23 protein-coding genes are annotated in these 23,908 nt (G+C 66.8%); 13 read left to right on the forward strand and 10 right to left on the reverse strand.

The features are described from left to right. Positions 1-73: 73 nt before the first annotated feature. Together alr and HLG70_RS03100 are read left to right on the forward strand one after the other, a co-directional pair. A complete protein-coding gene (gene alr / locus HLG70_RS03095; RefSeq protein WP_171665196.1) occupies positions 74-1,201 on the forward strand; it encodes an alanine racemase in 1,128 nt (375 codons plus the stop codon). 154 nt (positions 1,202-1,355) lie between these two features. Next, positions 1,356-2,075 carry an SDR family oxidoreductase gene (locus HLG70_RS03100; protein ID WP_171665195.1) on the forward strand — a complete coding sequence of 240 codons (720 nt, stop codon included), beginning with the start codon at positions 1,356-1,358 and terminating at the stop codon, positions 2,073-2,075. Between the two features lie 99 nt (positions 2,076-2,174). On the opposite strand, the gene hpaI is transcribed toward HLG70_RS03100, so the two are convergent. Genes hpaI through HLG70_RS03120 form a run of 4 tightly spaced genes read right to left on the reverse strand, consistent with a single transcriptional unit; the run spans position 2,175 to position 5,620 of the window. After that, entirely contained in the window at positions 2,175-2,975 is an 801-nt protein-coding gene (gene hpaI / locus HLG70_RS03105; RefSeq protein WP_171665194.1) for a 4-hydroxy-2-oxoheptanedioate aldolase, read from the reverse strand. Between the two features lie 14 nt (positions 2,976-2,989). After that, the gene (gene hpaH / locus HLG70_RS03110; RefSeq protein ID WP_171665193.1) at positions 2,990-3,793 is read right to left on the reverse strand and encodes a 2-oxo-hept-4-ene-1,7-dioate hydratase; all 804 of its coding nucleotides are present in this window, start codon (positions 3,791-3,793) and stop codon (positions 2,990-2,992) included. A 23-nt stretch (positions 3,794-3,816) separates the two neighbouring features. Continuing rightward, positions 3,817-4,566 carry a fumarylacetoacetate hydrolase family protein gene (locus HLG70_RS03115; RefSeq protein WP_171665192.1) on the reverse strand — a complete coding sequence of 250 codons (750 nt, stop codon included), beginning with the start codon at positions 4,564-4,566 and terminating at the stop codon, positions 3,817-3,819. Between the two features lie 10 nt (positions 4,567-4,576). Further along, positions 4,577-5,620, reverse strand: a complete 1,044-nt coding sequence (locus tag HLG70_RS03120; protein ID WP_171665191.1) for a fumarylacetoacetate hydrolase family protein — start codon at positions 5,618-5,620, stop codon at positions 4,577-4,579. 171 nt (positions 5,621-5,791) lie between these two features. Between HLG70_RS03120 and hpaE the strand changes: the two genes are divergently transcribed. Together hpaE and hpaD are read left to right on the forward strand one after the other, a co-directional pair. After that, positions 5,792-7,258: a 5-carboxymethyl-2-hydroxymuconate semialdehyde dehydrogenase gene (gene hpaE, locus HLG70_RS03125; RefSeq protein ID WP_171665190.1), complete on the forward strand. Its 1,467-nt coding sequence runs from the start codon at positions 5,792-5,794 to the stop codon at positions 7,256-7,258. A 38-nt stretch (positions 7,259-7,296) separates the two neighbouring features. Beyond that, on the forward strand, positions 7,297-8,148 hold the full coding sequence (hpaD, locus tag HLG70_RS03130; protein WP_171665189.1) for a 3,4-dihydroxyphenylacetate 2,3-dioxygenase: 852 nt from the start codon (positions 7,297-7,299) through the stop codon (positions 8,146-8,148). Here the strand turns inward: hpaD and hpaR are convergent, their stop codons facing one another. Together hpaR and HLG70_RS03140 are read right to left on the reverse strand one after the other, a co-directional pair. Further along, positions 8,149-8,613 (reverse strand): homoprotocatechuate degradation operon regulator HpaR, encoded by a 465-nt coding sequence (gene hpaR, locus HLG70_RS03135; protein WP_171665188.1) that lies wholly within the window; start codon positions 8,611-8,613, stop codon positions 8,149-8,151. It abuts the gene before it with no gap. Between the two features lie 119 nt (positions 8,614-8,732). Next, positions 8,733-9,365 carry a hypothetical protein gene (locus HLG70_RS03140; RefSeq protein WP_171665187.1) on the reverse strand — a complete coding sequence of 211 codons (633 nt, stop codon included), beginning with the start codon at positions 9,363-9,365 and terminating at the stop codon, positions 8,733-8,735. 427 nt (positions 9,366-9,792) lie between these two features. Between HLG70_RS03140 and radA the strand changes: the two genes are divergently transcribed. The 3 genes from radA to HLG70_RS03155 all read left to right on the forward strand — a co-directional run bounded on the left by radA (position 9,793) and on the right by HLG70_RS03155 (position 12,447). Next, entirely contained in the window at positions 9,793-11,154 is a 1,362-nt protein-coding gene (gene radA / locus HLG70_RS03145) for a DNA repair protein RadA (RefSeq protein ID WP_171665186.1), read from the forward strand. A gap of 98 nt (positions 11,155-11,252) precedes the next feature. After that, positions 11,253-12,032, forward strand: a complete 780-nt coding sequence (locus HLG70_RS03150; protein ID WP_171665185.1) for a sulfite exporter TauE/SafE family protein — start codon at positions 11,253-11,255, stop codon at positions 12,030-12,032. Positions 12,033-12,210: 178 nt separating this feature from the next. Further along, a complete protein-coding gene (locus HLG70_RS03155) occupies positions 12,211-12,447 on the forward strand; it encodes a hypothetical protein (protein WP_171665184.1) in 237 nt (78 codons plus the stop codon). Positions 12,448-12,598: 151 nt separating this feature from the next. On the opposite strand, the gene HLG70_RS03160 is transcribed toward HLG70_RS03155, so the two are convergent. The 3 genes from HLG70_RS03160 to HLG70_RS03170 all read right to left on the reverse strand — a co-directional run bounded on the left by HLG70_RS03160 (position 12,599) and on the right by HLG70_RS03170 (position 15,697). Further along, entirely contained in the window at positions 12,599-13,555 is a 957-nt protein-coding gene (locus tag HLG70_RS03160) for a 2-hydroxyacid dehydrogenase (protein ID WP_171665183.1), read from the reverse strand. A gap of 94 nt (positions 13,556-13,649) precedes the next feature. Next, a complete protein-coding gene (locus tag HLG70_RS03165) occupies positions 13,650-14,621 on the reverse strand; it encodes a Bug family tripartite tricarboxylate transporter substrate binding protein (protein ID WP_171665182.1) in 972 nt (323 codons plus the stop codon). A 74-nt stretch (positions 14,622-14,695) separates the two neighbouring features. Beyond that, positions 14,696-15,697 (reverse strand): Bug family tripartite tricarboxylate transporter substrate binding protein, encoded by a 1,002-nt coding sequence (locus HLG70_RS03170; protein ID WP_171665181.1) that lies wholly within the window; start codon positions 15,695-15,697, stop codon positions 14,696-14,698. A 220-nt stretch (positions 15,698-15,917) separates the two neighbouring features. On the opposite strand from HLG70_RS03170, the gene HLG70_RS03175 reads away from it, so the two are divergent. From HLG70_RS03175 to garL, 6 genes are all read left to right on the forward strand, one after another. After that, positions 15,918-16,847, forward strand: a complete 930-nt coding sequence (locus HLG70_RS03175) for a dihydrodipicolinate synthase family protein (RefSeq protein WP_171665180.1) — start codon at positions 15,918-15,920, stop codon at positions 16,845-16,847. A gap of 202 nt (positions 16,848-17,049) precedes the next feature. Beyond that, positions 17,050-17,754, forward strand: a complete 705-nt coding sequence (locus HLG70_RS03180; RefSeq protein WP_234103475.1) for a FadR/GntR family transcriptional regulator — start codon at positions 17,050-17,052, stop codon at positions 17,752-17,754. A gap of 50 nt (positions 17,755-17,804) precedes the next feature. Continuing rightward, positions 17,805-18,917 carry an Ldh family oxidoreductase gene (locus HLG70_RS03185; RefSeq protein WP_171665178.1) on the forward strand — a complete coding sequence of 371 codons (1,113 nt, stop codon included), beginning with the start codon at positions 17,805-17,807 and terminating at the stop codon, positions 18,915-18,917. 47 nt (positions 18,918-18,964) lie between these two features. Then, entirely contained in the window at positions 18,965-20,710 is a 1,746-nt protein-coding gene (araD, locus tag HLG70_RS03190; RefSeq protein ID WP_171665177.1) for an L-arabinonate dehydratase, read from the forward strand. Positions 20,711-20,756: 46 nt separating this feature from the next. Further along, positions 20,757-21,758, forward strand: coding sequence for a Bug family tripartite tricarboxylate transporter substrate binding protein (locus HLG70_RS03195; RefSeq protein ID WP_171665176.1), 1,002 nt, complete (start codon positions 20,757-20,759; stop codon positions 21,756-21,758). A gap of 58 nt (positions 21,759-21,816) precedes the next feature. Further along, a complete protein-coding gene (gene garL / locus HLG70_RS03200; protein ID WP_171665175.1) occupies positions 21,817-22,584 on the forward strand; it encodes a 2-dehydro-3-deoxyglucarate aldolase in 768 nt (255 codons plus the stop codon). 45 nt (positions 22,585-22,629) lie between these two features. On the opposite strand, the gene lysA is transcribed toward garL, so the two are convergent. Then, the gene (lysA, locus tag HLG70_RS03205) at positions 22,630-23,862 is read right to left on the reverse strand and encodes a diaminopimelate decarboxylase (RefSeq protein ID WP_171665703.1); all 1,233 of its coding nucleotides are present in this window, start codon (positions 23,860-23,862) and stop codon (positions 22,630-22,632) included. Positions 23,863-23,908 lie beyond the last annotated feature (46 nt).

A 23,908-nucleotide genomic window follows, 5' to 3' on the forward strand; every position in this document is an offset into this window, starting at 1 on the left:
GTTTTCCCATGACTTGGCGCCATGCCGCGGCTCCGGGGATCAGTTAGACTTAAGCGCCACAGGATCTCACATCATGCCGCGCCCAATATCCGCCACCGTTTCCGTCTCCGCCCTAGCGCACAATCTTGCCGCCGTGCGTCGCCATCTCGACCAGACCGCCGCCGCCGCTTCCGGCGTGCCCCCCTCGATCTGGGCAGTCATCAAGGCCAACGCCTACGGACACGGCATCGAGCAGGCCGTCGCGGGGTTTTCGAAGGCTCAGGGCCTGGCGATGCTGGATCTGGACGAAGCCGTGCGCTGCCGCGAGGCGGGCTGGGGCGGGCCGATCCTGCTGCTGGAGGGGTTTTTCAATCCGTCCGACCTGGACACCATCGACCGCTACCACCTGAGCACCACCGTGCACCATCGGGAACAGCTCGACATGCTGGCCCGCGCCCGGTTTTCGCGCCGCGTGGACATCATGCTCAAGCTCAACAGCGGCATGAACCGGCTGGGCTTCAGCCCGGCGGCCTATCCCGCCGCGTATGAACGCGCGCTGTTGCTGCAACAGCAGGGCACGCTGGGCTCGGTGGGCAAGATGACCCACTTCGCCTGCGCCGACGGCCCCCAGGGCGTGAACGAGCAACTCAGCGTGTTTAATTCGGTGACGCATAAGCTGCCGGGCGCCATCAGCGTCTGCAATTCCGCCGCCGCACTGCGCTTTGCCGATATCGCCGTCGGATCCGAAACCCAGACGCATTGGGTGCGGCCCGGCATCTGCCTGTACGGCGCATCGCCGTTCGCGGACGCCGAGGCTGCCTCGTTCGGCCTGAAGCCGGCCATGTCGCTCAATTCGGAAATCATCGCGGTACAGGAGCTCAAGACCGGCGATTCGGTCGGCTACGGCGCGATCTTCCGCGCCGAACGCGCCATGCGCATCGGCATCGTGGCCTGCGGCTACGCCGACGGCTACCCCCGTCACGCCACCACGGGCACGCCGGTGGTGGTGGCGGGCATCCGGACCCAGCTGCTGGGCCGGGTCTCCATGGACATGCTGATCGTCGATCTGGGGCCCGTCCCCTCCGCGGGCGTCGGGTCGCCGGTGTCGCTTTGGGGCGAAGACGGCCCCTCCGTGGACGAGGTCGCCACGGCGGCCGGCACCATCGGCTACGAGCTGCTCTGCGCCTTGGCGCCGCGCGTTCCGGTCACCCGGGACGTCTGAGCCGGGCGCCCGGCTGCGGTTTGGCGGGGCGTCCAGCGTGCAAGAATTGCTACGCAATTTACAAGACAGGTGGCGCCGGATGGTGTCTACTTGGGGAACCGGGCGCTCAAGCGCCCGTTTTTGACCAAGAAAACAGACTGCGAGGTTTCAATCCATGAAGGACAAATGCGTGCTCATTACGGGCGCCACCAAAGGCATAGGCTGGGCGCTTACTCAGCGGCTGTCCGACATGGGCTGTCATGTGGTTGGCATCGCGCGCAACACGACGGACGTGGATTTTCCCGGCTATCTGTACGCCTGTGACCTGGCGGACGCCGGCCGCACCGAGGAAGTGCTGCGCGAGATCCGCGAGAAATTCCCCGTCGACGCCGTGGTCAACAATGTCGGCATCGCTTCGCCGCAGCCGCTGGGCGAGATCGACCTGGCAACGCTTTATAACGTGCTGGACCTGAACGTTCGCGTGGCGGTGCAGGTCACCCAGGCCTTCATCGAATCCATGAAGGTGCGCCGCGCCGGCCGCATCGTCAACGTCGTCAGCCGCGCCATCCACGGCGGGCTGGACCGTACCGCCTACTCGGCCGCCAAGAGCGCGCTGGTGGGCTGCACCCGCACCTGGGCGCTGGAGCTTGCCGAATACGGCGTCACCGCCAACGCGGTTGCGCCCGGCCCGATCGAAACCGAAATGTTCCGCGCCACCCGCCCGGCGGGCAGCGAAGGCGAAAAGCGCGCCTTGGCGTCGATCCCCATGAAGCGTCTGGGCACGCCGGCCGAAGTGGCGGCCGCCATTGCATTCCTGCTGTCCGACGACGCGGGTTTCATCACCGGCCAGGTGCTGGGCGTGGACGGCGGCGGAAGCCTCGCCGGACGTTCATAGGCCAGACCCCGCGCCCCATCCAGAACGCACCTTCGGGTGCGTTTTTTATTCTTATGGTGTTCATGCGCGCGGCGGCCGTGACGCTGGACAGCCGAGGCGTCAGTAAGGACCCTTGCCCGTGGCGATCGCCGTCAGGTCCTTGAACTCGCCCGCCAGCCTTTCGGCGGCGCGCGCCAGCAGCACCGCATCCACGCCCACCGCGACGAAGGTCGCACCCAGCGCCAGGTAATGCCTGGCTTGCTCCACGCCGCTGTGCAGGATGCCGGCGGCCTTGCCCGAGCGCACGATGCGCGTGATGGCCTCGTCGATGGTCTTTCGGACCACAGGGTGTTCCGGCTGCCCCAGGTAGCCCATGCTTGCCGACAGGTCGGCCGGGCCGATGAAGGCGCCGTCCACGCCGTCCACCGCCAGGATCTGGTCCAGCGCCTCGATGCCTTGCGGCGTTTCGACCTGCACCAGCACGCACATCTCGCCGTTGGCGCGTTCCAGGTAGTTCGGAATGCGGTTCCAGCGCGACGAACGCGCCAGCGCGCTGCCCACGCCGCGGATGCCCTGCGGCGGATAGCGCACCGCGGCCACCGCAGCGGCGGCTTCCTCGGCGGACTGGATCATGGGCACCAGCAGCGTCTGGGCGCCGGTGTCCAGGATCTGCTTGATCTGGACCGGGTCGTTCCAGGCCGGCCGCACCACCGGCGCCACCGGGTAGGCCGCCACGGATTGCAGCTGGGCCAGGGTGGAGTCCAGGGTGTTGGGCGCATGCTCGCCGTCGATCAGCAGCCAGTCGAAGCCGGCGCCGGCGATGATTTCCGAGGTATAGGCGCTGGCCAGGCCAGCCCACAGGCCAATCTGGGGTTTGCCGTCGCGCAAGGCTTGCTTGAAGGTATTGGTCAGGATGTCCATGGACTGCGGATCGCTCAGTTGAAATGACAGTTGACGGAACCCAGCACGCCGTAGTCGACATTGAAGGTGTCGCCGGGGCGGGCGGCTACCGGCCGGGTGAACGACCCCGACAGGATGATCTCGCCGGCCTCAAGCGCCACGTCATGGGCGGCCAGTTTGTTAGCCAGCCATACTACGCCATTGGCCGGGTGATTCAAGACGCCCGCGGCGACGCCGGTTTCCTCGATGACGGCGTTGCGCGACAGGATCGCGCCGATCCAGCGCAGGTCCAGTTCGCCGATCTTCACGGGCCGTCCGCCCATCACCACGCCCGCATTGGCGGCGTTGTCCGCGATGGTGTCGAAGACCTTGCGCGGCCGCTTGGTGTCCGGATCGATGCCGTGCGAGCGGGCATCGATGATCTCCAGCGCGGGGATTACATAGTCCACCGCGTCGTACACCTGGAACAAGGTGACGCGGGGGCCTTCGAGGCGCTTGCCCAGCACGAAGGCAAGCTCGACTTCCAGCCGCGGCAAGATGAAACGGTCGGCCGGGATCTCGCCGCCATCCTCGAAGAACATGTCATCCAGCAGCATGCCGAAATCCGGTTCCTCGATCTGGGATGCCTGCTGCATGGCGCGCGAGGTCAGGCCGATCTTGTGGCCGCGCTTCTGGCGCCCTTCGCCCAGCTTGATGTCCATCCAGGCGCGCTGGATGGCGTAGGCGTCGGCGATGCCGATGTCGGGGTGTTCCAGCGAGATCTGGCGGATCTGCTTGCGGGTGCGTTCGGCTTCGTGCAGGCGCGCGGCAATGGCGCGCACGGTGTGGGTGTCCAGCATGAGGGGTCCTGGTTGGATGAGATTCAGGCGGGGGAGGGGGCCAGCGTGTTGACCAGCCGTCCGATGCCTTCGATTTCGGTCACGACCTCGTCGCCGGGCATGACGTTGACGATGCCGTCCGGCGTGCCGGTCAGGATCAGGTCGCCAGGCGAAAGGGTCATGAAGCTGCTGAAATACTCGATCAGAGCGGGAACGTCGAACACCATGTCGCGGGTGTTGCCGCGCTGGGTCTCCACGCCGTTGACCGTGGTGCGCAGGTTCAGGTTCATGGGGTCGGGCACGTCGTCGCGGTCGACCAGCCAGGGGCCCAGCGGCGTGCAGGTGTCGCGGCTTTTCACGCGCAGATTGGGGCGATACCAATTTTCCAGGTAGTCGCGCAGCGCGTAGTCGTTGGCCACGGTGTAGCCGGCCACGTACTCGTAGGCCTGGCCACGCGCGACCTTGCTGGCGGTCTTGCCGATCACCACCGCCAGTTCGCATTCGTAGTGCATGAAGGCCACGTCCGCGGGGCGCAGGGTCCGCGCGCGGTGTCCGACGAAGGTGTTGGCCGCCTTCAGGAAGCCCAGCGGTTCCTCGGGCGCCTTGAAGGCCAGTTCGCGGGCGTGGTCCGCGTAGTTGATGGCCAGGGTGAAGGTCGTGCGGGGCTCGATGGGCGGCAGCCACGTCACCGCCTCTTCGGCGAGAACGCGGCCGTCGGACAGGCGGACCTGGCCGTGGCCGGCATCGGTGGCGGCATGGACGGCGCCGTCAAGGGCAATGCGCGCATGTTTCATGGTCTGGGCCTCAGGCGTGGGTGGCGGCCAGCCGGTTGCCCAGCGTGCCCACCTGCGAAATCCGGATGTCGTAACGCTGCCCCGCGCCCACGCGCGGCGCGTTGTGAGGGGCGCCTGTCAGCAGCATGTCGCCTGCTTCGAAGCTCATGAATTCCGTGACGTCGGCAATCAGCCGCGCCACGGGACGGAGCAGATCGGCGGTGCTGGCGCGCTGCACCACCTGGCCATCGACGCTGACCTCGATGTCCAGCGCGTCGGGATCGCCAACGGCGGCGGCGGGCGCCAGTTCCCGCCCGATGGGGCAGAAGCCGTCGCGGCACTTCTGTTTGAGCGCCGGGCGGAAATAGCTGGCGTGCGGCACCGACAGGTCGGCCACGACGCGGTAGCCCGCGACGTAGCTCAGGGCCTCTGCCGCGCCCACGCGGGAGGCGCGGCGGCCGAACACCACCGCCAGGCAGGCGCCGACCTCGACTTCTTCCACGTCGGCCGGCAGGGTGATGACGGCGCCATCCTGCGCGTAGGTGTTGGCGGGCTTGATGTAGAGCACGGGCGCCTTGGGGGCGGCTTTGTACGGGGCGGCGTCCACGGCATCGCCGAGCGCGGCCAGCGCCTGGCGGGTGTTCAGCGCGGTCCCCACCACCGTGCGGGGGAGGCTGGCTGCCGCCTCGGCGGCGCGCGCCGCCAGATGCTCGCGGTAGTTGTTCCGCTTGTAGTTCAGTACCGGATCGGCTTCTTCGATCTGCATGGAGATGCCCAGGGGGCGCTCCGTCATCTGCGGCGCCAGCGCCTGCGTCAGCGCCTGGAATACGCGTTGGCCCAGCGCGGCCTTCTGTTCGGCGTTGCGGCCGTGGCCGATGCGCAGCACTACATGGACAAAGGCGTTGTCGGGGTGGCCATCGACGATCAGGCAATCGTCCACGCGCAGCGCGCGGGTGCGCGCGCCGGCTAGCGGGAACAGGCTGCCGTCGCCGACGGCGGCGTCCTGCACGGTCCGCATCAGCGCCCGCGTATCCAGGTCCAGGTTGCCCGAGTACTCAATCCAGATGTGGGGCATGGCCCCCTCCGCAGAAAGTGATTAGCACGTTAATAATATAGTGAAGAAAAACGGTGCCTGGATCGGGGTTTCCCGACGTTGACAGCACCGGTTGGCAAGCATAATGTTAACGTGTTAATTAAAAAAGCGCCCGGACTTTTCCGCCCCGGGGGCACAGGCAAGGAGCCGCGCGTGAGCATCAAGCACTGGATCAATGGCAAGCAGGTCGACAGCCCGGACCGCTTCGTCACCTACAACCCTGCCACCGGCGACGCCATCGATGAAGTGGCGGCGGGCGGCGCGGCCGAGATCGACGCCGCCGTGTCCGCCGCGGCCGCCGCCTTTCCCAAGTGGGCCAGTACGCCGGCCAGGGAACGCGCGCGCCTGATGCGCCGCCTGGGCGAACTGATCGACCAGAACGTGCCGCGTCTGGCCGACCTGGAAACGCAGGACACCGGCCTGCCGATATCGCAGACCCGCAAGCAGCTCATCCCGCGCGCCTCCGAGAATTTCAATTTCTTCGCCGAAGTCTGCACCCGCATGAATGGTCACACCTACCCGGTGGACGACCAGATGCTGAACTACACGCTGTATCAGCCGGTAGGGGTGTGCGCGCTGGTGTCGCCGTGGAACGTGCCCTTCATGACCGCCACCTGGAAGACGGCGCCGTGCCTGGCGCTGGGCAATACCGCGGTGCTGAAGATGTCAGAGCTGTCGCCGCTGACCGCCGACCAGCTCGGCATGCTGGCGCTGGAGGCGGGCATTCCCGCTGGCGTGCTGAACGTGGTGCAGGGCCATGGAGCCACGGCGGGCGACGCGCTGGTGCGCCATCCCGGCGTGCGCGCCATCTCGTTCACGGGCGGCACCGTGACCGGCAAGAAGATCCTGGCCGGCGCCGGCGGCATCAAGAAGTACTCGATGGAACTGGGCGGCAAGTCGCCCGTGCTGATCTTTGACGACGCGGACGTCGAACGGGCGCTGGACGCGGCGCTGTTCACCATTTTTTCGCTCAATGGCGAACGTTGCACGGCGGGCTCGCGCATCTTCATCCAGCAGACGATCTACGACGACTTCGTTCGCAGGTTCGCCGAACGCGCCCAGCGCCTGGCGGTGGGCGACCCCACGGACGAAAAGACCCACGTGGGCGCAATGATCACCCGCCAGCACTGGGAGAAGGTCACCGGGTACATCCGGCTGGCGGAGCAGGAAGGCGCGCGCATCGTGGCCGGCGGCGCGGACCTGCCCGCCGGCCTGCCCGCGCATCTGGCAGGCGGCAACTTCGTGCGTCCTACGGTGCTGGCCGATGTCGACAACCGCATGCGTTGTGCACAGGAAGAAATCTTTGGTCCGGTCGCCTGCCTGTTGCCGTTCAAGGACGAGGCCGACGGCCTGGCGCTGGCCAATGATGTGAAGTATGGGCTGGCGTCCTATGTCTGGACCCGCGACATCGGTCGCGCGCATCGCCTGGCCCGGGGCGTCGAGGCCGGCATGGTATTCATCAACAGCCAGAACGTGCGCGACTTGCGTCAACCGTTCGGCGGCACCAAGGAATCGGGCACCGGCCGCGAAGGCGGCGAATACAGCTACGAGGTGTTCGCCGAGATCAAGAACGTGTGCGTGTCGCTGGGCAGCCATCACATACCGAAATGGGGCGCCTGAGTCCGCGCTGAACCGATAGGAACGAGGAGACAACAATCATGGGTAAGCTCGCGCTGGCGGCCAAGGTGACGCATGTGCCGTCCATGTACCTGTCGGAACTGCCCGGCAGGCATCAGGGCTGCCGCGAGGCGGCGATCCAGGGGCATCGGATCATCGGCCAGCGGTGCCGCGACCTGGAAGTCGACACCATCGTGGTGCTGGACGTGCACTGGCTGGTCAATGCGGGCTACCACGTGAACAGCAACGGCGCGTTCAAGGGGCGCTACACCAGCAACGAATTGCCGCACTTCATCAAGGACATGGACTACGCCTACCGTGGCAACCCGGCGCTGGGGCGCCGCATCGCCGAAAGCGCGAACGCCGCGGGCGTGGGGACGCGCTCGCACGAGATCGGCAGCCTGGAACTGGAGTACGGAACACTGGTGCCGATGCGCTACATGAACGGCGACGGACGGTTCGCCGTGGTGTCGGTGGCGGCCTGGTGCGCGTGGCACACGCTGGACGAAAGCCGGCGCTTCGGCGCCGCGCTGCGCCAGGCCATCGAGGCCGGCGGGGACCGCGTCGCGGTGCTGGCCAGCGGCTCGCTGTCGCACCGCTTCAATGACAACGGCGGCCCCGAGGCCGCAATGCACCAGATCAGCCGGGAGTTCTACCGTCAGGTGGATCTGCGGGTGGTGGAGTTGTGGCGGCAGGGGGACTGGAAGACGTTCTGCGCCATGTTGCCCGAGTACGCGGACCTGTGCGTGGGCGAGGGCGGCATGCATGACACGGCCATGCTGCTGGGGCTGCTGGGCTGGGACGGGTACGACAGGCCGGTGGAGATCGTCACCGACTACTTCGCCAGCTCCGGCACGGGCCAGATCAACGCGATCTTTCCGGTGCCGGCCTGATCAGGGCTCGGAGGACTCGCGCGGTTCGCCAGCATCGCGCCGGATCAGATCGACCATGGCGTCCACGTCGCGGTACAGGCGCTCCAGCAACTCCTTGCCGATCTTCTCTTCGATTTCCTGGTACTTCGCGTCCACCAGCGGGCGCATGCGGTCGATGAGCTTGTTGCTCTTGGCCGTCAGGGAAATCTCCTGGCGCCGTTGATCGGCGCTGGAACGCGCGCGCTTGATCAGGCCTTGCTCTTCCATTCCGGCCAGCATGCGGGTGAGGCTCGGGCTCAGGATCTGACAGCTGCGGGCGATCTGGTTGGGTTCCATGGCGCCCACCTCGCTCAAGGTGCGCAACACCCGCCATTGCTGTTCGGTGACGCCGGCCGCGTGCAGAACCGGACGGAAATGCGCCATCAGGGTTTCGCGTGCGTATAGCAGCAGGTGGGGGAGATTGCGGTGGTGGAAGCTCGGACTCATGGCGGCTATGTTAGCAAGAAGCCGTCCGATATCTGATCAAATTCTTTGCACAAACGGCCATCGGACCCCGCGGTTTGCGGGGTCCGATGGCCATACTGTTTTGGGGCCGGATCGGCCGGTCAGACCGGATTCTGCCGGGCCAGCTCTTGCAGGTCGTCGGGCAGGGTGAAGTCGGGCGCGCCTTGCTGCAATTCGCGCAGCGCCTGCACGGCCTCGTCCTCGCGGTCGTCCACGATCAGGGCCCGGATCTGCGCCACGCGGGCACCGATGTCCTGTTCGGTGAAGGCCACGACCTCCGCCGGGGCGGCCTCGGCCTGGGTGGTCTCGGCCGCGGCGGCTTCGGGCTCTGCCGGGCTGGCGGCTTCGGCGGGGGCTGGCTGGGTCGCGGCGGGATCCGCCAGGGGCGCGACCACGCGTTGCATGACCGGCGCGGCCGGCTGGGTGTCCGTCAGGACGGATTGCGGCGCGGGAGTGCGTTCCGGGCTGGAGTCGGACTCCTGGGGAGCGATCAGTTGCGTGTTGAGGTCGGACAGGTCAGCGGCTTCGCGCATGTCGGTCCAGGCGAACAGGCCCACGACCATCGCGGCGCATGCGGCCGCGCCCCACGCGGGGTGCCAGCTATGGCCGGGGTGCCAGCTCCGTCGAACCGCAGCGTCCAGTTCGGGACTGGTCCCGGGGCCGGGCTTGCGATACAGGGCGCGCAGATCCCGTTCATCGTCTTCATCGAAGGGGGGGCGATAGGTAATGCTCATGCGCGTACTCCTCGCGGATACGCCCGGTAGCATGGCGTATCCGCGTTTGACCTCTGCGTGTGCCGCGCCGGTGGTCCGGCGATCTCGTCGTGGCTCGGGTCTTGTTCCGGTTTAGGCGGCCTTTTGGAAGACCGCAAGTTGATTGCGCCGCGATTCCCGCTGCCGCGCGCCTTGCAGGCGTTTGGCTTCAGGTATGCCGCCCTGCAATGGGCGGTTCGACAATGCGCTGCACCTGTCGATTATGCGCGATTTGAAAGGATCCGGCAGGAAATTTCTTGTGTTTGCATCATGTAACTTCGGGCCGTCCCTTTTTGTGAAAGCAAAATGACAGATTCGCGCGCCGATGTGACGCGACAGGGGCTGCAGATGCGCGCACGGCAGCGCTGAACTCACGCTCGCGTCCCGCGTTCCCAGTACACTTTCGCGCATGGCCAAATCCCGAACCGTATACGTGTGCGCCGACTGTGGCGGCACCACCCCGAAGTGGCAGGGCAAATGCCCGCATTGCAACGCCTGGAACACCCTTGAAGAAACGGTGGAGTCGTCGACGCCCGCCGCGGCTGCCCACCGTTATGCGCCGCTGGCTTCCACCAGCCCGGTGCGCAGCCTGTCCGAGATCGAAGCCCGCGAAACCCCGCGCCAGCCCACCGGACTGGAAGAGTTCGATCGCGTGCTGGGCGGCGGCCTGGTGGCCGGCGCCGTGGTGCTGATCGGCGGAGATCCGGGCATCGGCAAGTCGACGCTGCTGCTGCAGGCGCTGGCTTCGTTGTCCGAAACCTCCAACGTGCTGTATGTGACCGGCGAGGAATCCGCTGAACAGGTGGCGCTGCGCGCGCGCCGGCTCGGATTGCAGACGGGCAATGTCAATCTGCTGGCCGAGATCCGGCTGGAAGCCATCCAGTCCGCCGTGTCCGAGCAAAAGCCGACAGTCGCGGTGATCGACTCCATCCAGACCCTCTACAGCGGCGAGCTCAGCGCCGCGCCGGGCTCGGTGTCGCAGGTGCGCGAATGCGCGGCGCAACTGACACGCCTGGCCAAGCAGACCGGCATCGCCATCGTCATGATCGGCCACGTTACGAAGGACGGTTCGCTGGCCGGTCCGCGCGTGCTGGAGCACATCGTGGACACGGTGCTGTACTTCGAAGGCGACACGCATTCGTCGTTTCGGCTGGTGCGCGCCTTCAAGAACCGTTTCGGCGCGGTCAATGAACTCGGCGTCTTCGCCATGACGGACCGCGGCCTGCGCGGCGTGGCCAACCCGTCCGCATTGTTCCTGTCGCAACATGAACAGCAGGTGGCTGGCTCGTGCGTGATGGCCACGCAAGAGGGCACGCGTCCGCTGCTGGTGGAGATCCAGGCGCTGGTGGACAGTTCCCATGCGCCCAATCCGCGCCGGCTGACGGTCGGGCTGGAGGGCAACCGGCTGGCCATGCTGCTGGCGGTGCTGCACCGGCACGCGGGCGTGTCCACGTTCGACCAGGACGTCTTCGTCAATGCGGTGGGGGGCGTGCGCATCACGGAACCCGCGGCGGACTTGCCGGTGCTGCTGGCCATCATGTCCTCGCTGCGCGACAAGCCTTTGCCGCGCGGCCTGATCGCGTTCGGCGAAGTGGGCCTGGCCGGCGAGATCCGGCCCGCGCCGCGTGGCCAGGAGCGCCTGCGCGAAGCCGCCAAGCTGGGATTCTCGATCGCCTTGATCCCCAAGGCCAATGCGCCACGCCAGCCCATCGAGGGACTGGAGATCTGGGCCGTGGACCGCCTGGACGGGGCACTGGACAAGCTGCGCTGATGCCGTGGGGCCGCGTCCTGGCGGGCGTGCCCGGATCATGCGGACGGTTTGATTTCTGATTGCCCGGCCTGCACAGGCCGGGCCTGCTGGAGCAAGACGTGAGTCTGTTTGTTATCGCCGCGTGCCTGGCCGCGGGCGGCCTGATCGGCTTCATGGGCGGCGTGCTGGGCATTGGGGGCGGCCTGATCGCCATTCCCGCGCTGGTCCTCTTGATGGGGATGTCGCAACAGTTGGCGCAGGGCACCGCGCTCATCATGGTGCTGCCCACCATCATGATGGCCGTGCGCAAGTACAACCAGCAGACCCGCATCGACAAGCGCGTGGCCTTGGCTGGCGCGGCCGGCGCCGTGGTGTTCACCTGGGTGGGCGCGCGCCTGGCGCTGGGCATCGACTCCAGCGTCCTGCGCCAGAGCTTCGCGGTGTTCCTGTTCTTCATCGCGCTGTTCTATGTATGGCAGACGTGGCGCGCATCTCGTCCCGCCGCCAGGCGCGCGCAGGCGCCCAAGCGCGACGCGCCCGTCTTCACGCCGCGGCGCGCAAGCGTGCTGGGCATCCTGTGCGGCACGCTCGGCGGATTTTTTGGCGTGGGCGGCGCGGTGCTTGCAGTGCCCATCATCACCTCCGTCTTCCGCTTGCCGCAGACCACCGCGCAGGCGCTTGCGCTAAGCATGGTGATCCCGGGCTCGACGATCGCCTTGATCACCTACACGTGGGCAGGACAGGCGGACTGGATGGTTGGCGCGCCGCTGGCCGTGGGCAGCCTCTTGCTGGTGCCCGTTGGTGTGAGGCTCGCGTACCGGCTTCCTGAACGTAAGCTGAGAGCTTTCTTCGCGCTGATGCTGTTCGCTACTGTGGCGTTGCTCGCGTTTGAGGCTTAACGTTGGCGCAGCGTGGGGGCCCCTCCCTTCATGACCAACCGTTAGCGGCGGAAAATTTATGGTTCCGGGTTGAACCTTCTGCATGAGCAGGCTTCAAACGGGGTACGGGGTAAGCGGCGATGTTGCCGCCCCGTGTCGGAAAAAGGCCTTTGGCCTTCACCATTCAGGAGTTCATGAAATGACGACTCACTCCCGCATTGCTGCATTCCTCTCCACCTCGGCCTTGTGCCTCGGCCTTGCTGCGGCGCCTGCGGCGTTCGCGGCCGGCGCCGATGGCACCAAGTCCGGAGAGGCCAAGACCCAAGCGCAGCACAAGCATCACAAGTCCGATAAGACGTCCGCTAAGCATGGGACTGCGAAATCGGGCGGGGCCGCGAAGATGGACAAGTCCGGCGCCACGACGCCGGCGAAGTAATCGCGACGGGCGGCAACGCCCAAGTTCCTTTGCGCAAGAAGACTTCCGGTTTACGCGGGGGCCGGAAAGTCGAAAGCCTCTCGGTATGGGCGCCGAGAGGCTTTTTCATTTCTGGTCCACGGCCGCCGCGCGGCCGCGGATGGCAGCGGCCTTATTCCACCGGCGTGATCACGCGGCCGGTTTCGAAGAACGACTGCAGGTTTTCCAGCATCATGTTTTCCATGGCCAGGCGCGTTTCCTCCGTGGCGCTGCCGATGTGCGGCAGCAGCACGGCGTTGTCGCTCTTGATCAGGGCTTCCGGCACCTTGGGCTCGTGCTCGAACACGTCGAGCGCGGCGCAGCCCAGCTTGCGGGCTTCCAGCGCGGCGACCAGCGCGGCTTCATCGATGACGGGGCCGCGCGCGATGTTGACAATGATGCCCTTGGGTCCCAGCGCTTCCAGCACGTCGCGGTTCACCAGGTGGCGCGTGCTGGGGCCGCCGACGGTTGCCACGATGAGGAAATCGGCCCACTTCGCCAGCTCCGTGAGCGAGGCCTCGTAGCCGTAGGAGATGTCGTCGCGTTTCCTGCGGTTGTGATAGCGCACTTCCATGTCGAAGCCCGTGCCGCGTTTGGCGATGGCTTCGCCGATACGGCCCAGGCCCACGATGCCCAGCTTCTTGCCGCTGACGCGCAGTCCCAGCGGAATGCTGCCATGCACCTGGCCCCACTGGCCGGCGCGCACGAAGCGTTCGCCCTGGCCCATGCGGCGGGCGCCGGCGATCAGCAGGCCCCAGGCCAGATCCGCCACGCAGTCCGTCAGTACGTCCGGGGTATTGCTGACCAGCACGCCGCGCTGGCGGGCGGCCTCGACGTCGATGGTTTCATAGCCCACGCCCCAGCTGCAGATCGCCTTCAGGTCGGGCAGGGCATTGATGAGCTCGGCGTTGGCGCCGAAGTTGGCGGACGTGACGACGGCGGTGACGCCCTTGCCGTGCTCGGCCAGTGCGGCCTTGCGGTCCGGATACTTCCACAGTTCGATGACGTCGTAGCCGTCTGCGAGACGCTTGTTGGCGGAAGGGGAGCCGGCCAGCGAGCCGACCTGGATGATGCGTTGCTTGGTGGTCATGTTGTCGTACGGTTGGGTGGCGAAGGCTTCATGCTACTTGATTCAAGCTTGAATCCGGCTGAGGGGATGCCCGCGGGCGGGCATCCCCATGTGCTTATTCCAATTGGATGTTTGCCTTCTGGATCACGTCCTTCCAGCGCTTGACTTCGCCTTGCTGAAACTCGGCGAACTGCTGCGGGGTATTGGCCACCACTTCAAAGCCCAGGCCCTGCAGCGTCTTCTCGGTTTGCGGATCGCGCAGTGCCGTCTGCAAGGCCTTGGCCAGCTGCTCCACGATGGCCGGCGGCGTGCCCTTGGGCACGGCAAAGCCCTGCCAGGAATACACCACCATGTCCTTGATGCCGGCTTCGGCCAGCGTGGGCACATCGGGCAGATCGGCCGCGCGCGTGTCGCCGGTGATGGCCAGGGCCTTGAGCTTGCCCGCCTTGATGTGGTTCTGCACCGCGCCCAGATTCTGGAACGACACGTTGACCTGTCCGCCGATCAGGTCGGCGATCGCCGCGCCGCCGCCTTTGTAGGGGACGTCCACGCCGGTGCTTTGCGTGCGCTGGCGGAACAGTACGGCCGACAGGTGATCGGACGAGCCGGTGCCCGACGACGCGTATGAAACCGTGCCCGGCTTCTTCTTCGCGTAGTCGACCAGTTCGGCGACGGTGCTGGCGGGAAAGCTGGTGGCCGCGACGAGCACGTTGGGGTTGCGGACCGCCTGCGTCAGGTACGCGAAATCCTTGCTGGGGTTGTACGACAGATTCTTGTACAGGGCCTCGTTGATGGCGAAGGTGCCGATCGAGCCGACCATCATGGTGTAGCCGTCGGGCGTTGAACGGGCCAGCGCCTGCGCGCCGATGGCGCTGTTTGCGCCGGGCTTGTTTTCGACGACGAAGGTCTGGCCCAGGATCTTCGACAGCGCCGGCGTGACCGAGCGCGCGGTAATGTCGGACGAGCCGCCCGGCACGAAGGGGACAATCATGGTGACGGGTTTTTCGGGGTAGCCGGCGGCCTGGGCCGCCGGCGCGCCAAGCACAACGGCGCCCGCCGCGACGACGGCGCTGATCAGTTTGTTCATGGTGTCTCCTGGTTCGCGTGATGATGAAGAGCCCGCCGCCCACGCGTTGCGGACGGGCCCGGATCAACGCCGGGTCAGTCGACCTTGGCGCCGGATTTCTTCACGACCTCAGCCCACTTGACGGTTTCCTGAGCCATGAACTGTTTGAACTGGGTGGGGGTGTTGCCAGACGGCGTGGCGCCCTGCGCCTGCAGCTGGGCCCGCACGGGCTCCTGCTGCAAGGCGGCGGCTACGTCGCGCTGGATCTTCTGGACGATTTCCGGCGGCGTGCCCGCCGGAGCCAGCAGGCCGAACCAGCTTGATGCTTCATAGCCTTGGACTCCCGCCTCGGCCAGCGTCGGCACATCGGGCAGGGCAGGCGAGCGGTTGGTGGTGGTCACGGCCAGTGGGCGCAGCTTGCCGCCTTTGATGAACCCCATGGACGAGGGGAGGTTGTCGAAGATCAGGTCCGCCGATCCCGCCATCACGTCGGTCAGCGCGGGGCTGCTGCCCTTGTAGGGCACATGCGTCATGCGCGTGCCCGTCATGCTCTGGAACAGTTCGCCTGACAGGTGCGTGGACGTGCCGTTGCCGGTGGACGCCATGTTGACGCTGCCGGGATTGGCCTTCAGGTACTTGATCAGGTCCGCCACCGTGCGGATGCCGTGCTTGTCGGCGAACTTGGGATTCAGTTCCAGGATGTTGGGCACCGGGATGACCAGCGTGACCGGCACGAAGTCCTTGACCGGGTCATAGGGCAGCTTTGTGTAGACGGACTGGTTGATCGCGTGCGTGCTGACCGTGCCCATCAGCAAGGTGTAGCCGTCGGCCGTGGCGCGCGCGGCTTCCGCCGTGCCGACGTTGCCGCCCGCGCCTGCCTTGTTGTCCACCACCACGGCCTTGTTCCAGCTCTTGCCCAGCTCGGCCGCCACCACGCGCGCGGCGATGTCGGCGGTGCCGCCGGCGGGGAAGGGCACGATGATCTTCACGTCACGTTCAGGGTAGTCCGCCAGCGCGGGCGCGGCCGGCAGAAGAAAGGCGGTGGCCGTCAGCAGGGCGGCCGTGATGAACCGGCCTCGCACAGGGGCTGCATGCATGGAATTCGTCTCCTCGGTGTGCGCGTGGCCGCGCATCGTTTCTGGGGTATTCCGCTCCCGGCGCCGCCGGGGGCTTTGACGCCGCATGGCGCCCCGGGCGCCATGCATATGCTGCCGATCTACTTGTAAAACAAATATAGGTATTGAGCTTATTCTTGTCAACCAAGTATACTTTTTTCACCTTACTTATCTGACAACTGGATCAGCCAGGAGCCCGTCCATGAAAACTTCTCCGGTCACCGCCCAGGACTTGCAGCGTTCGGTCATCGCCGTGCCGCCCCTGGCCCGCCATGCCGATCTGTCCTTGAACGAAGCAGCCAACAAGGCCCTGCTCAGCCACCTGGAAGCGGGCGGCGTGCGCAACGTGATGTATGGCGGCAATGCCAACTTCTATAACGTGGGCGTGAGCGAATACGCGCGCATCGTGGACATGCTGGCGGGGCTGGCGGGCGCGGACACGTGGATCCTGCCGTCCGTGGGGCCCGACTACGGAAAGATGATGGACCAGGCCGCGATTCTGCGTTCGCGCGCGTTCCCGACGGCGATGCTGCTGCCCATGGCGTTTCCCTACACCGATGCGGGCTTGGCCGACGGCGTGCGCCGCTTCACCGACGCGCTGGGCAAACCGGCCGTGCTCTACATCAAGTCGGCCGATTATCTGGCGCCGGAGACCGCCGCGCGCCTGATCGAAGAAGGCCGCATCGCCGCCTTCAAATACGCGGTCGTCCGTGACGATCCCGCCAAGGACGCCTACCTGTCGGCCATGCTGCAGGCCGTGGATTCGCGCTGGATCGTCAGCGGCATCGGCGAACGCCCGGCCATCGTCCATTACCGCGACTTCGGCTTGAAGAGCTTCACCTCGGGTTCGGTCTGCGTGGCGCCGCGCGGCTCGATGCGGCTGCTGCATCTGCTGCGCGACGGCCGCTACGACGAAGCCGAAGCCGTGCGCGCACACTACCTGGGCCTGGAAGACTGCCGCGACGGCATCAGCCCCATCCGCGTGCTGCACGATGCGGTGACCTTGTCGGGCGTGGCGGACATGGGACCGATGTTGCCGCTGCTGACGGGCATCTCCAGCGCCGAGCGCGAGCGCGTGGCGCCCGTGGCGCGTGCGCTGGCCGCATGGGACCGCGAAACCGCGACGGCGTGAACGTTCGCGGCATGGCCGGGCCCGGCTCCGTTCGTCGCGCATTGACGGTACGATGAGCCCTGTCCGCGCATCGCGAGCAGTGCCTTGAGGCCTGCTCCCGGCGCGCGGACAGGCCCAATTACGAGGAGGTTTCGTGGCCCGACCCAAAGCATCGCCCCCGCCCGCGCCGCAAGCGCCCGCCGAGCCAGACGTTCCAGGCGCGCTGGTGCTGGAACGCGGGCACCGGGTACGGCTGGCGGACCAGCTTTACGGACAGATCTTCGAACAGATCGTGTCCGGCGGACTGAATGTCGGCGACAAGCTGCCGTCCGAAAACGAAATCTCCGAACGGTTCGGCGTGTCGCGGCCCGTCGTGCGTGAAGCGCTGCTGCGGCTGCGCGCCGATGGTCTCGTCACCGCGCACCAGGGCCTGGGCACCTTCGTCAGCCATCAGCCCGCGCCGCGCCTGAAGACCTTCAACGATGTGCAGAACGTCAGCGCCTATCTGCGGGCGCAAGAGGTCCGCGTGGCGCTGGAAGGCGACGCCGCGCGCCTCGCGGCGCTGCGCCGCACCGACGAGCAGCTCAAGAAGATCGCCGATACGCACGCGGCGTTCGCCGACAGCCTGGCGCGCGGACAGGTGTCCGCCGAGGCAGACCTGGCGTTTCACGCCAGCATCGCGGAAGCCAGCGGCAACGACTTCTACCTGGGCGTGCTGGAGAGCATCCATGAATCCATCAGCGGATTCATGCGCCTGACCTTGAATCTGACGCGCACCGGTTCCCGGCAGCGCGCGCAACGCGTCGTGGATGAGCACGCCAGCATCCTGGACGCCATCCGCGAGCAGGACGGCGAACGCGCCCGCGTCGCCATGCAATTCCATCTGGGCCAGGCCCGGCACCGGCTGGTGGATCGCGACCGCGACTGACGCCCGTTCCAGGCCCGCCACGACAAACCAAGGACAACAGGAGACAGACAGTGCCAGGGAATGGATCAAGCGCGGTGGCCGTGCCGGTCGAGCAGGTGCGGGAACAGATATTGCAGGTGTTGATGGCCTGGGGCATGGCCGAGGACCTGGCGCACACGACCGCGGGCCTGATGGCGCGGACGGATCTGCTGGGCATCGATTCGCACGGTATTTCCATGCTGCCCGCCTATGAAGAAAAATGGCGCGCGGGCTCCCTGCGGCTCGACGCCCGCGCGCGCGTGCTGCGGGACGGCGGCGCCAGCGCGCTGATCGACGGCATGGGCGGGCTGGGCTACCCGGTCGCCGCGCAAGCCATGCACCTGGCGGTGGACAAGGCCCTGGAGCACGGCGTGGGCGCCGTGTCGGTCTGCAATTCGCATCACTTCGGCGCGGCCGGCGTGTATGCGCGCATCGCGGTCGAGCGCGGCGTGGTCGGACTGGTGACCAGCAGCGCCAACGGCGTCATCATGGTGCCCACGCGCGGCGCCATGCCCATGCTGGGCACCAATCCCATCGCCTTCGGCGCGCCCGCCGCCCACAACGAAGCCTTTGTGCTCGACATGGCGACGACCACCGTCGCGGCCAACAAGGTCAAGGTCTATGACTTCCTGGACAAGCCCTTGCCGCCGGGGTGGGCGGTGGACGGGCAGGGCGCCGCGGTCACGGATGCCGACGCCGCCATGCAGTTCATCTTCAAGCACCCCGAAGGCGGCCTGACACCCCTGGGCGGCACGCCCGCCATGAGCAGCCACAAGGGATACGGCCTGGCGATGATGGCCCAGATCCTGGGCGGCACGCTCAGCGGCAGCGCTTTTGCCGCCCGGCGCGCACCCACCCGTCGTCCCGGCGAACCGGATGACGTGGGGCATTTCTTCCTGGCGCTCAACCCGGACGCTTTTCGCGCGGCCGGCTCGTTCGAATCCGACATGGACGACCTGATCGACGCCATGCACGACACGCCGCCCGCCGATCCGGCCGAGCCGGTGCTGGTGGCGGGCGAGCCCGAAGCCGCCGAGCGCACGCGCCGCCTGCGCGAGGGCATCCCCATTTCCGCCGCCCTGGCCGAGCGCCTGCGCGGCATCTGCGAGCGCGCCGGCACGCCCTACCTGCTGGATCCGGCCTGATTCCCCTTTTCCGATAAACCCCCGCCAAAGAGCAGAGGAAGCGAGACATGAGCAATTCCGACAAGCGCAAGAAACCCGAAGACCTGCGCAGCCACCGCTGGTACGGCGTCAAGGACCTGCGATCCTTCGGTCACCGTTCGCGCACGGCGCAGATGGGCTATCACCGGTCGGATTACGCCGGCAAGCCGGTCATCGCCATCATCAATACCTGGAGCGACATCAACCCCTGTCACAGCCATTTCAAGCAGCGGGTCGAAGAGGTCAAGCGCGGCATCTGGCAGGCGGGCGGGTTCCCGGTGGAAATGCCGGCCATGAGCCTGTCCGAACCGTTCCAGAAGCCCACGACCATGCTTTACCGCAATCTGCTTGCGATGGAGACCGAAGAGCTGCTGCGCTCCTATCCCGCCGACGGCTGTGTGCTGATGGGCGGCTGCGACAAGACCACGCCGGCGCTCATCATGGGGGCGGTGTCGATGGACCTGCCCACGATCTTCGTGCCCGCCGGCCCCATGCTGCGCGGCAACTGGAACGGCAACACGCTGGGCTCCGGCTCCGACACCTGGAAGTACTGGGCGGAGCTGCGGGCCGGCAACATCACCGAGGAAGACTGGCAGGGCGTGGAGGACGGCATCGCGCGGTCTCCGGGCCATTGCATGACGATGGGCACCGCCTCCACCATGACGGGCGCGGTCGAAGCGCTGGGCCTGTGCCTGTCCGGGGCGTCCTCCATTCCCGCGCCGGACTCGCGCCATGCCCAGATGGCCAGCCTGACGGGCAAGCGCATCGTGGAAATGGTCTGGGAAGACCTGAAGCCCTCGGACCTGCTGACCGCGGCCTCTTACGACAATGCCGTGCGCACGGTGCTGGCCCTGTCCGGGTCGACCAATTCGGTGGTGCACCTGATCGCCATGGCGCGCCGCAGCGGCTTCGGGCTGGACCTGGACCGCTTCGATCATCTGGCGCGCACGACGCCGGTGCTGGCCAATCTGCGCCCGGCGGGCAAGTACCTGATGGAAGATTTCTATTACGCCGGCGGCCTGCGCGCAATGCTGGTGCAGTTGGGCGACCTGCTGGACACCTCGCAGCGGACGGTGGACGGGCGCACGCTGGGCGAGAATATCGCGGGCGCGCGCATCTTCAACGAGGACGTGATCCGTCCGCGCGCGCAGGCGCTCATCGAGCGCGACGGGCTGGCGGTCCTGCGCGGCAACCTCGCGCCCGACGGCGCGGTGATCAAGCCGCCCGCCATGGAGGCGCGCCTGCAGGTGCATACGGGCCGCGCGGTGGTCTTCAAGGACTACAACGATATGGCGGCGCGCATCGACGACCCGGACCTGGACGTGGACGCCGACAGCGTCATCGTCCTGCAGAACGCCGGGCCGCAGGGCGCGCCCGGCATGCCGGAGTGGGGCCAGCTGCCCATACCGCAGAAGCTGCTGAAGGAAGGCGTGCGCGACATGGTGCGGATATCGGACGCCCGCATGAGCGGCACCAGCTACGGCGCCTGCGTACTGCATGTGGCGCCCGAGGCCTACGTGGGGGGACCGCTGGCGCTGGTGAAGGATGGCGACCGCATCACGCTGGACGTGCCCGCCCGCCGCCTGGAACTGCTGATTTCCGAAGCCGAGCTGGCCGAGCGCCGCGCCGCCTGGCAGACGCCGCCTCCGCGTTTCGAGCGCGGATACGGTGTGCTGTACCTGAAGCACATCGGCCAGGCAGACACCGGCTGTGATTTCGATTTTCTTCAGAGCGAGACGCGCGCCACGGCCGCGGGCGAGCCTGAAATCCACTGACCCGATACCGGGCGCCATACTTAAAAAAAACAACGAGGAGACAACCATGCAACACAACAAGCAGCCTGCGCGCAGACGCCTGGCCATCCTGGCCGCGGCCGCATTGGGGACGATGGCCATGCTGCCGGGCGCCCTGATGGCGCAGACGGGAACGTGGCCCGCCCGGCAATTGAAGCTGGTCGTGCCTTTCCCCGCCGGCGGAAGCACGGATTCCGTCGGCCGCCTGCTGGCGGCGGAGCTGTCCAAGGAGTTGGGCCAGACCGTCGTCGTCGAGAACAAGGGCGGCGCCAACGGCAACATCGGCTCGGACGCCGTGGCCAAGGCCGAGCCCGACGGCTACACCCTGCTGCTCTCCGGCGTGGGGTCCAACGCCATCAGCTACGCGGTCTACCAGAACATGCCGTATCGCAACAGCGACTTCGCTCATATCTCGCTGCTGGCCACCGGCCCCAACGTGCTCGTCGCCAACAACGAGTTTCCCGGCAAGACCTTCGCCGACTTCATCAAGCTTGCGCGCGAGAATCCCGGCAAGTACACGCACGCAAGTTCCGGCAGCGGCTCCTCGGGCCATCTGGCCATGGAAATGCTGAAGCAGGATGCCAAGATCGATCTGGTCCACGTTCCCTACAAGGGCGGCGCGGCGGCCATCACGGACCTCATCGGGGGCCGCGTCTCGGTGCTGTTTCTGAACCAGGACGCGCTGCTGCCGCAGGTCGCCTCCGGCAAGGTGCGCGCGCTGGCGGTGGCCAGCGCGAAGCGCAACCCGGCTTATCCGGATACGCCGACGGTGGCCGAATCAGGCTACCCGGGCTTTTCCGCGGAGTCGTGGTTCGGCTTGTCCGCGCCCGCGAAGACGCCGCCCGCCGTGATCCAGCGCCTGAGCCAGGCGACGGTGAAGGCGCTGTCCTCGCCCGAGATCCGGCAGAAGCTGGAAAGCGTGGGCTTCGTGGTGGTGGGCGATGATCCGAAGTCATTCTCGGCTTTCGTCGACGCCGAGATCGCCAAGTGGGGCAAGGCAGCCAAGGCGTCGGGCGCCAAGCTGGATTGAACGGGCGGCCGGGCCGCGGCCCGGCGCTGATTTTGTTTTTTCAATATTGAAGGCAGCAATGAACTCACCTCTACCCAACCGTTTCCGGCAACGCATCCTGGCCCGCGAACGGCTCATCGGTTTCTGGATGTGCATGTCCAGCCACATCACCGCCGAGCTCGTCGGGCTGGCGGATTTCGACTGGCTGCTGCTGGACGGCGAGCATTCGCCCAACGAAGTGCCGATGTTCCTGCAGCAGCTGCAGGCCCTGCAGGGCAGCGCCAGCGCCGCGGTGGGCCGTCCGTCCTGGAATGATCCGGTCCAGATCAAGCGCCTGCTGGACATCGGCTTCTACAACCTGCTGATCCCATTCATCGAATCCGAGGCGGACGCGCGCCTGGCGGTCGCCGCCACGCGCTATCCGCCGCAAGGCATACGCGGCGTGGCGGGCGCGCAGCGCAGCAACCGCTATGGCACCGTGCCCGATTACCTGCAGACGATCAACGACAACATCTGCGTGCTGCTGCAGATCGAAAGCCGTCCGGGGATCGAGGCGGTGGACGAGATTGCATCGGTGGAAGGCGTGGACGGCGTGTTCATCGGACCGTCCGACCTGGCCGCGGCCTTGGGTCATCTGGGCAATCCGGGCCATCCCGAGGTGCAGGAAACCATCCGCCACCTGTACCAGCGCGTGTCGGCCCAAGGCAAGGCCGTGGGCATCCTGGCGCCGGCGCACGCGGATGCGCGCCGTTACCTGGACATGGGCATGCACTTTGTGGCGGTGGGCACCGATCTGGGCGTCTTCAAGCAGGCGACCTTCGCTTTGCGCGAGGCCTTCCCCACCTGAAGCGTATGGCGGCGAAGGCGCCCGGCAAAAGCCGGGCGTCTTCGTCTAGTCCTCCAGCGCCAGCAGCTCGCCGACCGTCTGGCGGCGGCGGATCAGACGGGCTTCGCCCTTGTCCAGCAGCACTTCCGGCGCCAGCGGGCGGCTGTTGTAGTTGGAAGACATCGACGAGCCGTAGGCGCCCGCATTGTGAAAGACCATGAAGTCGCCAATGCGAGGCTGCGGCAGCAGCTGGTCGGACATGACGCCGCCTTCGTCCTGCGTGAATACGTCTCCGGACTCGCATAGCGGGCCGGCCACGGCGATGCGCGTCTCGGGCACGCCCTGCGGCTGTCCGCCGTCCGGCGCATGCACCGAGATGCGGTGAAAGCTGCCATACATGGCCGGGCGCATCAGGTCGTTGAAGCCCGCGTCGACCAGCGCGAAGTCGCGCTTGGGGCGCCGGTTGATCGAGTGCACTTCCGACACCAGCACGCCGGCCTCGGCGACCAGGAAGCGGCCGGGTTCGATTTCCAGGCGGATGTCGTGGCCCAGATGCTGGGCGATGCGCTTGCGCGCCGCATCCCACTGCTCGAAATAGTGATCGCAGTCGATGCGCGGCTCGCCCTCGCGGTAGGGAATCGACAGGCCACCGCCGGCGGAAATGGCTTCGATGTCGTGATCAAGCGACTTCACCACGCTGACCATGGCGTCGCACACGCTGGACAGATGGCGGTAGTCGACGCCGGACCCGATGTGCATGTGAATCCCGACCAGCTTGAGCCCGTGGCGCCGCACGATGGACACGGCTTCGGCCAGATCGTCGATCCAGATGCCGTGCTTGCTTTGCGGGCCGCCGGTGTTGGTCTTGTTGCTGTGGCCGTGGCCAAAGCCCGGATTGATGCGCAGCCATACGCGATGGCCCGGGGAGGCCTGGCCGATGCGCGACAGCATGTCCAGCGAACCGGCATTGACCGTGATGCGGTGCTTGAGGACGGCGGCAAGCGTGGCGTGGTCGATCAGGTCGGCGGTGAAGACGATGCCTTCGGGTTCGCTCCGCGGCTGGAAGCCGGCCGCCAGGCTGCGTTCGATCTCGCCCAGGGATACCGCGTCCACGACCGCGCCTTCCGAGCGCATCAGGCGCAGGATATGCAGGTTCGAGCAGGCCTTCTGGGCGTAGCGGATGGTGTCGAAGCGGCGCAGTTGCGCGATGCGTTCGCGGATGACGGCGGCGTCGTACACCCATAGCGGCGTGCCGTGCTCGGCGGCGAGTTGGGTGAGTTGGCGCGGATCGAATGCCATGGCGTGCTGGACCTTGTTGGAGTGAAGCAAAGGCGGCATGATGCCC

The sequence above is a fragment of the Achromobacter deleyi genome (genome assembly GCF_013116765.2).
Taxonomy (GTDB): Bacteria; Pseudomonadota; Gammaproteobacteria; order Burkholderiales; family Burkholderiaceae_B; genus Achromobacter; species Achromobacter deleyi_A.

Coding starts and splice junctions, on each gene's coding strand:
- alr (WP_171665196.1), top strand. CDS start 74: ATGCCGCGCCCAATATCCGCCACCGTTTCCGTCTCCGCCCTAGCGCAC.
- HLG70_RS03100 (WP_171665195.1), top strand. CDS start 1,356: ATGAAGGACAAATGCGTGCTCATTACGGGCGCCACCAAAGGCATAGGC.
- hpaI (WP_171665194.1), bottom strand. CDS start 2,975: ATGGACATCCTGACCAATACCTTCAAGCAAGCCTTGCGCGACGGCAAA.
- hpaH (WP_171665193.1), bottom strand. CDS start 3,793: ATGCTGGACACCCACACCGTGCGCGCCATTGCCGCGCGCCTGCACGAA.
- HLG70_RS03115 (WP_171665192.1), bottom strand. CDS start 4,566: ATGAAACATGCGCGCATTGCCCTTGACGGCGCCGTCCATGCCGCCACC.
- HLG70_RS03120 (WP_171665191.1), bottom strand. CDS start 5,620: ATGCCCCACATCTGGATTGAGTACTCGGGCAACCTGGACCTGGATACG.
- hpaD (WP_171665189.1), top strand. CDS start 7,297: ATGGGTAAGCTCGCGCTGGCGGCCAAGGTGACGCATGTGCCGTCCATG.
- hpaR (WP_171665188.1), bottom strand. CDS start 8,613: ATGAGTCCGAGCTTCCACCACCGCAATCTCCCCCACCTGCTGCTATAC.
- HLG70_RS03140 (WP_171665187.1), bottom strand. CDS start 9,365: ATGAGCATTACCTATCGCCCCCCCTTCGATGAAGACGATGAACGGGAT.
- radA (WP_171665186.1), top strand. CDS start 9,793: ATGGCCAAATCCCGAACCGTATACGTGTGCGCCGACTGTGGCGGCACC.
- HLG70_RS03155 (WP_171665184.1), top strand. CDS start 12,211: ATGACGACTCACTCCCGCATTGCTGCATTCCTCTCCACCTCGGCCTTG.
- HLG70_RS03160 (WP_171665183.1), bottom strand. CDS start 13,555: ATGACCACCAAGCAACGCATCATCCAGGTCGGCTCGCTGGCCGGCTCC.
- HLG70_RS03165 (WP_171665182.1), bottom strand. CDS start 14,621: ATGAACAAACTGATCAGCGCCGTCGTCGCGGCGGGCGCCGTTGTGCTT.
- HLG70_RS03170 (WP_171665181.1), bottom strand. CDS start 15,697: ATGCATGCAGCCCCTGTGCGAGGCCGGTTCATCACGGCCGCCCTGCTG.
- HLG70_RS03175 (WP_171665180.1), top strand. CDS start 15,918: ATGAAAACTTCTCCGGTCACCGCCCAGGACTTGCAGCGTTCGGTCATC.
- araD (WP_171665177.1), top strand. CDS start 18,965: ATGAGCAATTCCGACAAGCGCAAGAAACCCGAAGACCTGCGCAGCCAC.
- HLG70_RS03195 (WP_171665176.1), top strand. CDS start 20,757: ATGCAACACAACAAGCAGCCTGCGCGCAGACGCCTGGCCATCCTGGCC.
- garL (WP_171665175.1), top strand. CDS start 21,817: ATGAACTCACCTCTACCCAACCGTTTCCGGCAACGCATCCTGGCCCGC.
- lysA (WP_171665703.1), bottom strand. CDS start 23,862: ATGGCATTCGATCCGCGCCAACTCACCCAACTCGCCGCCGAGCACGGC.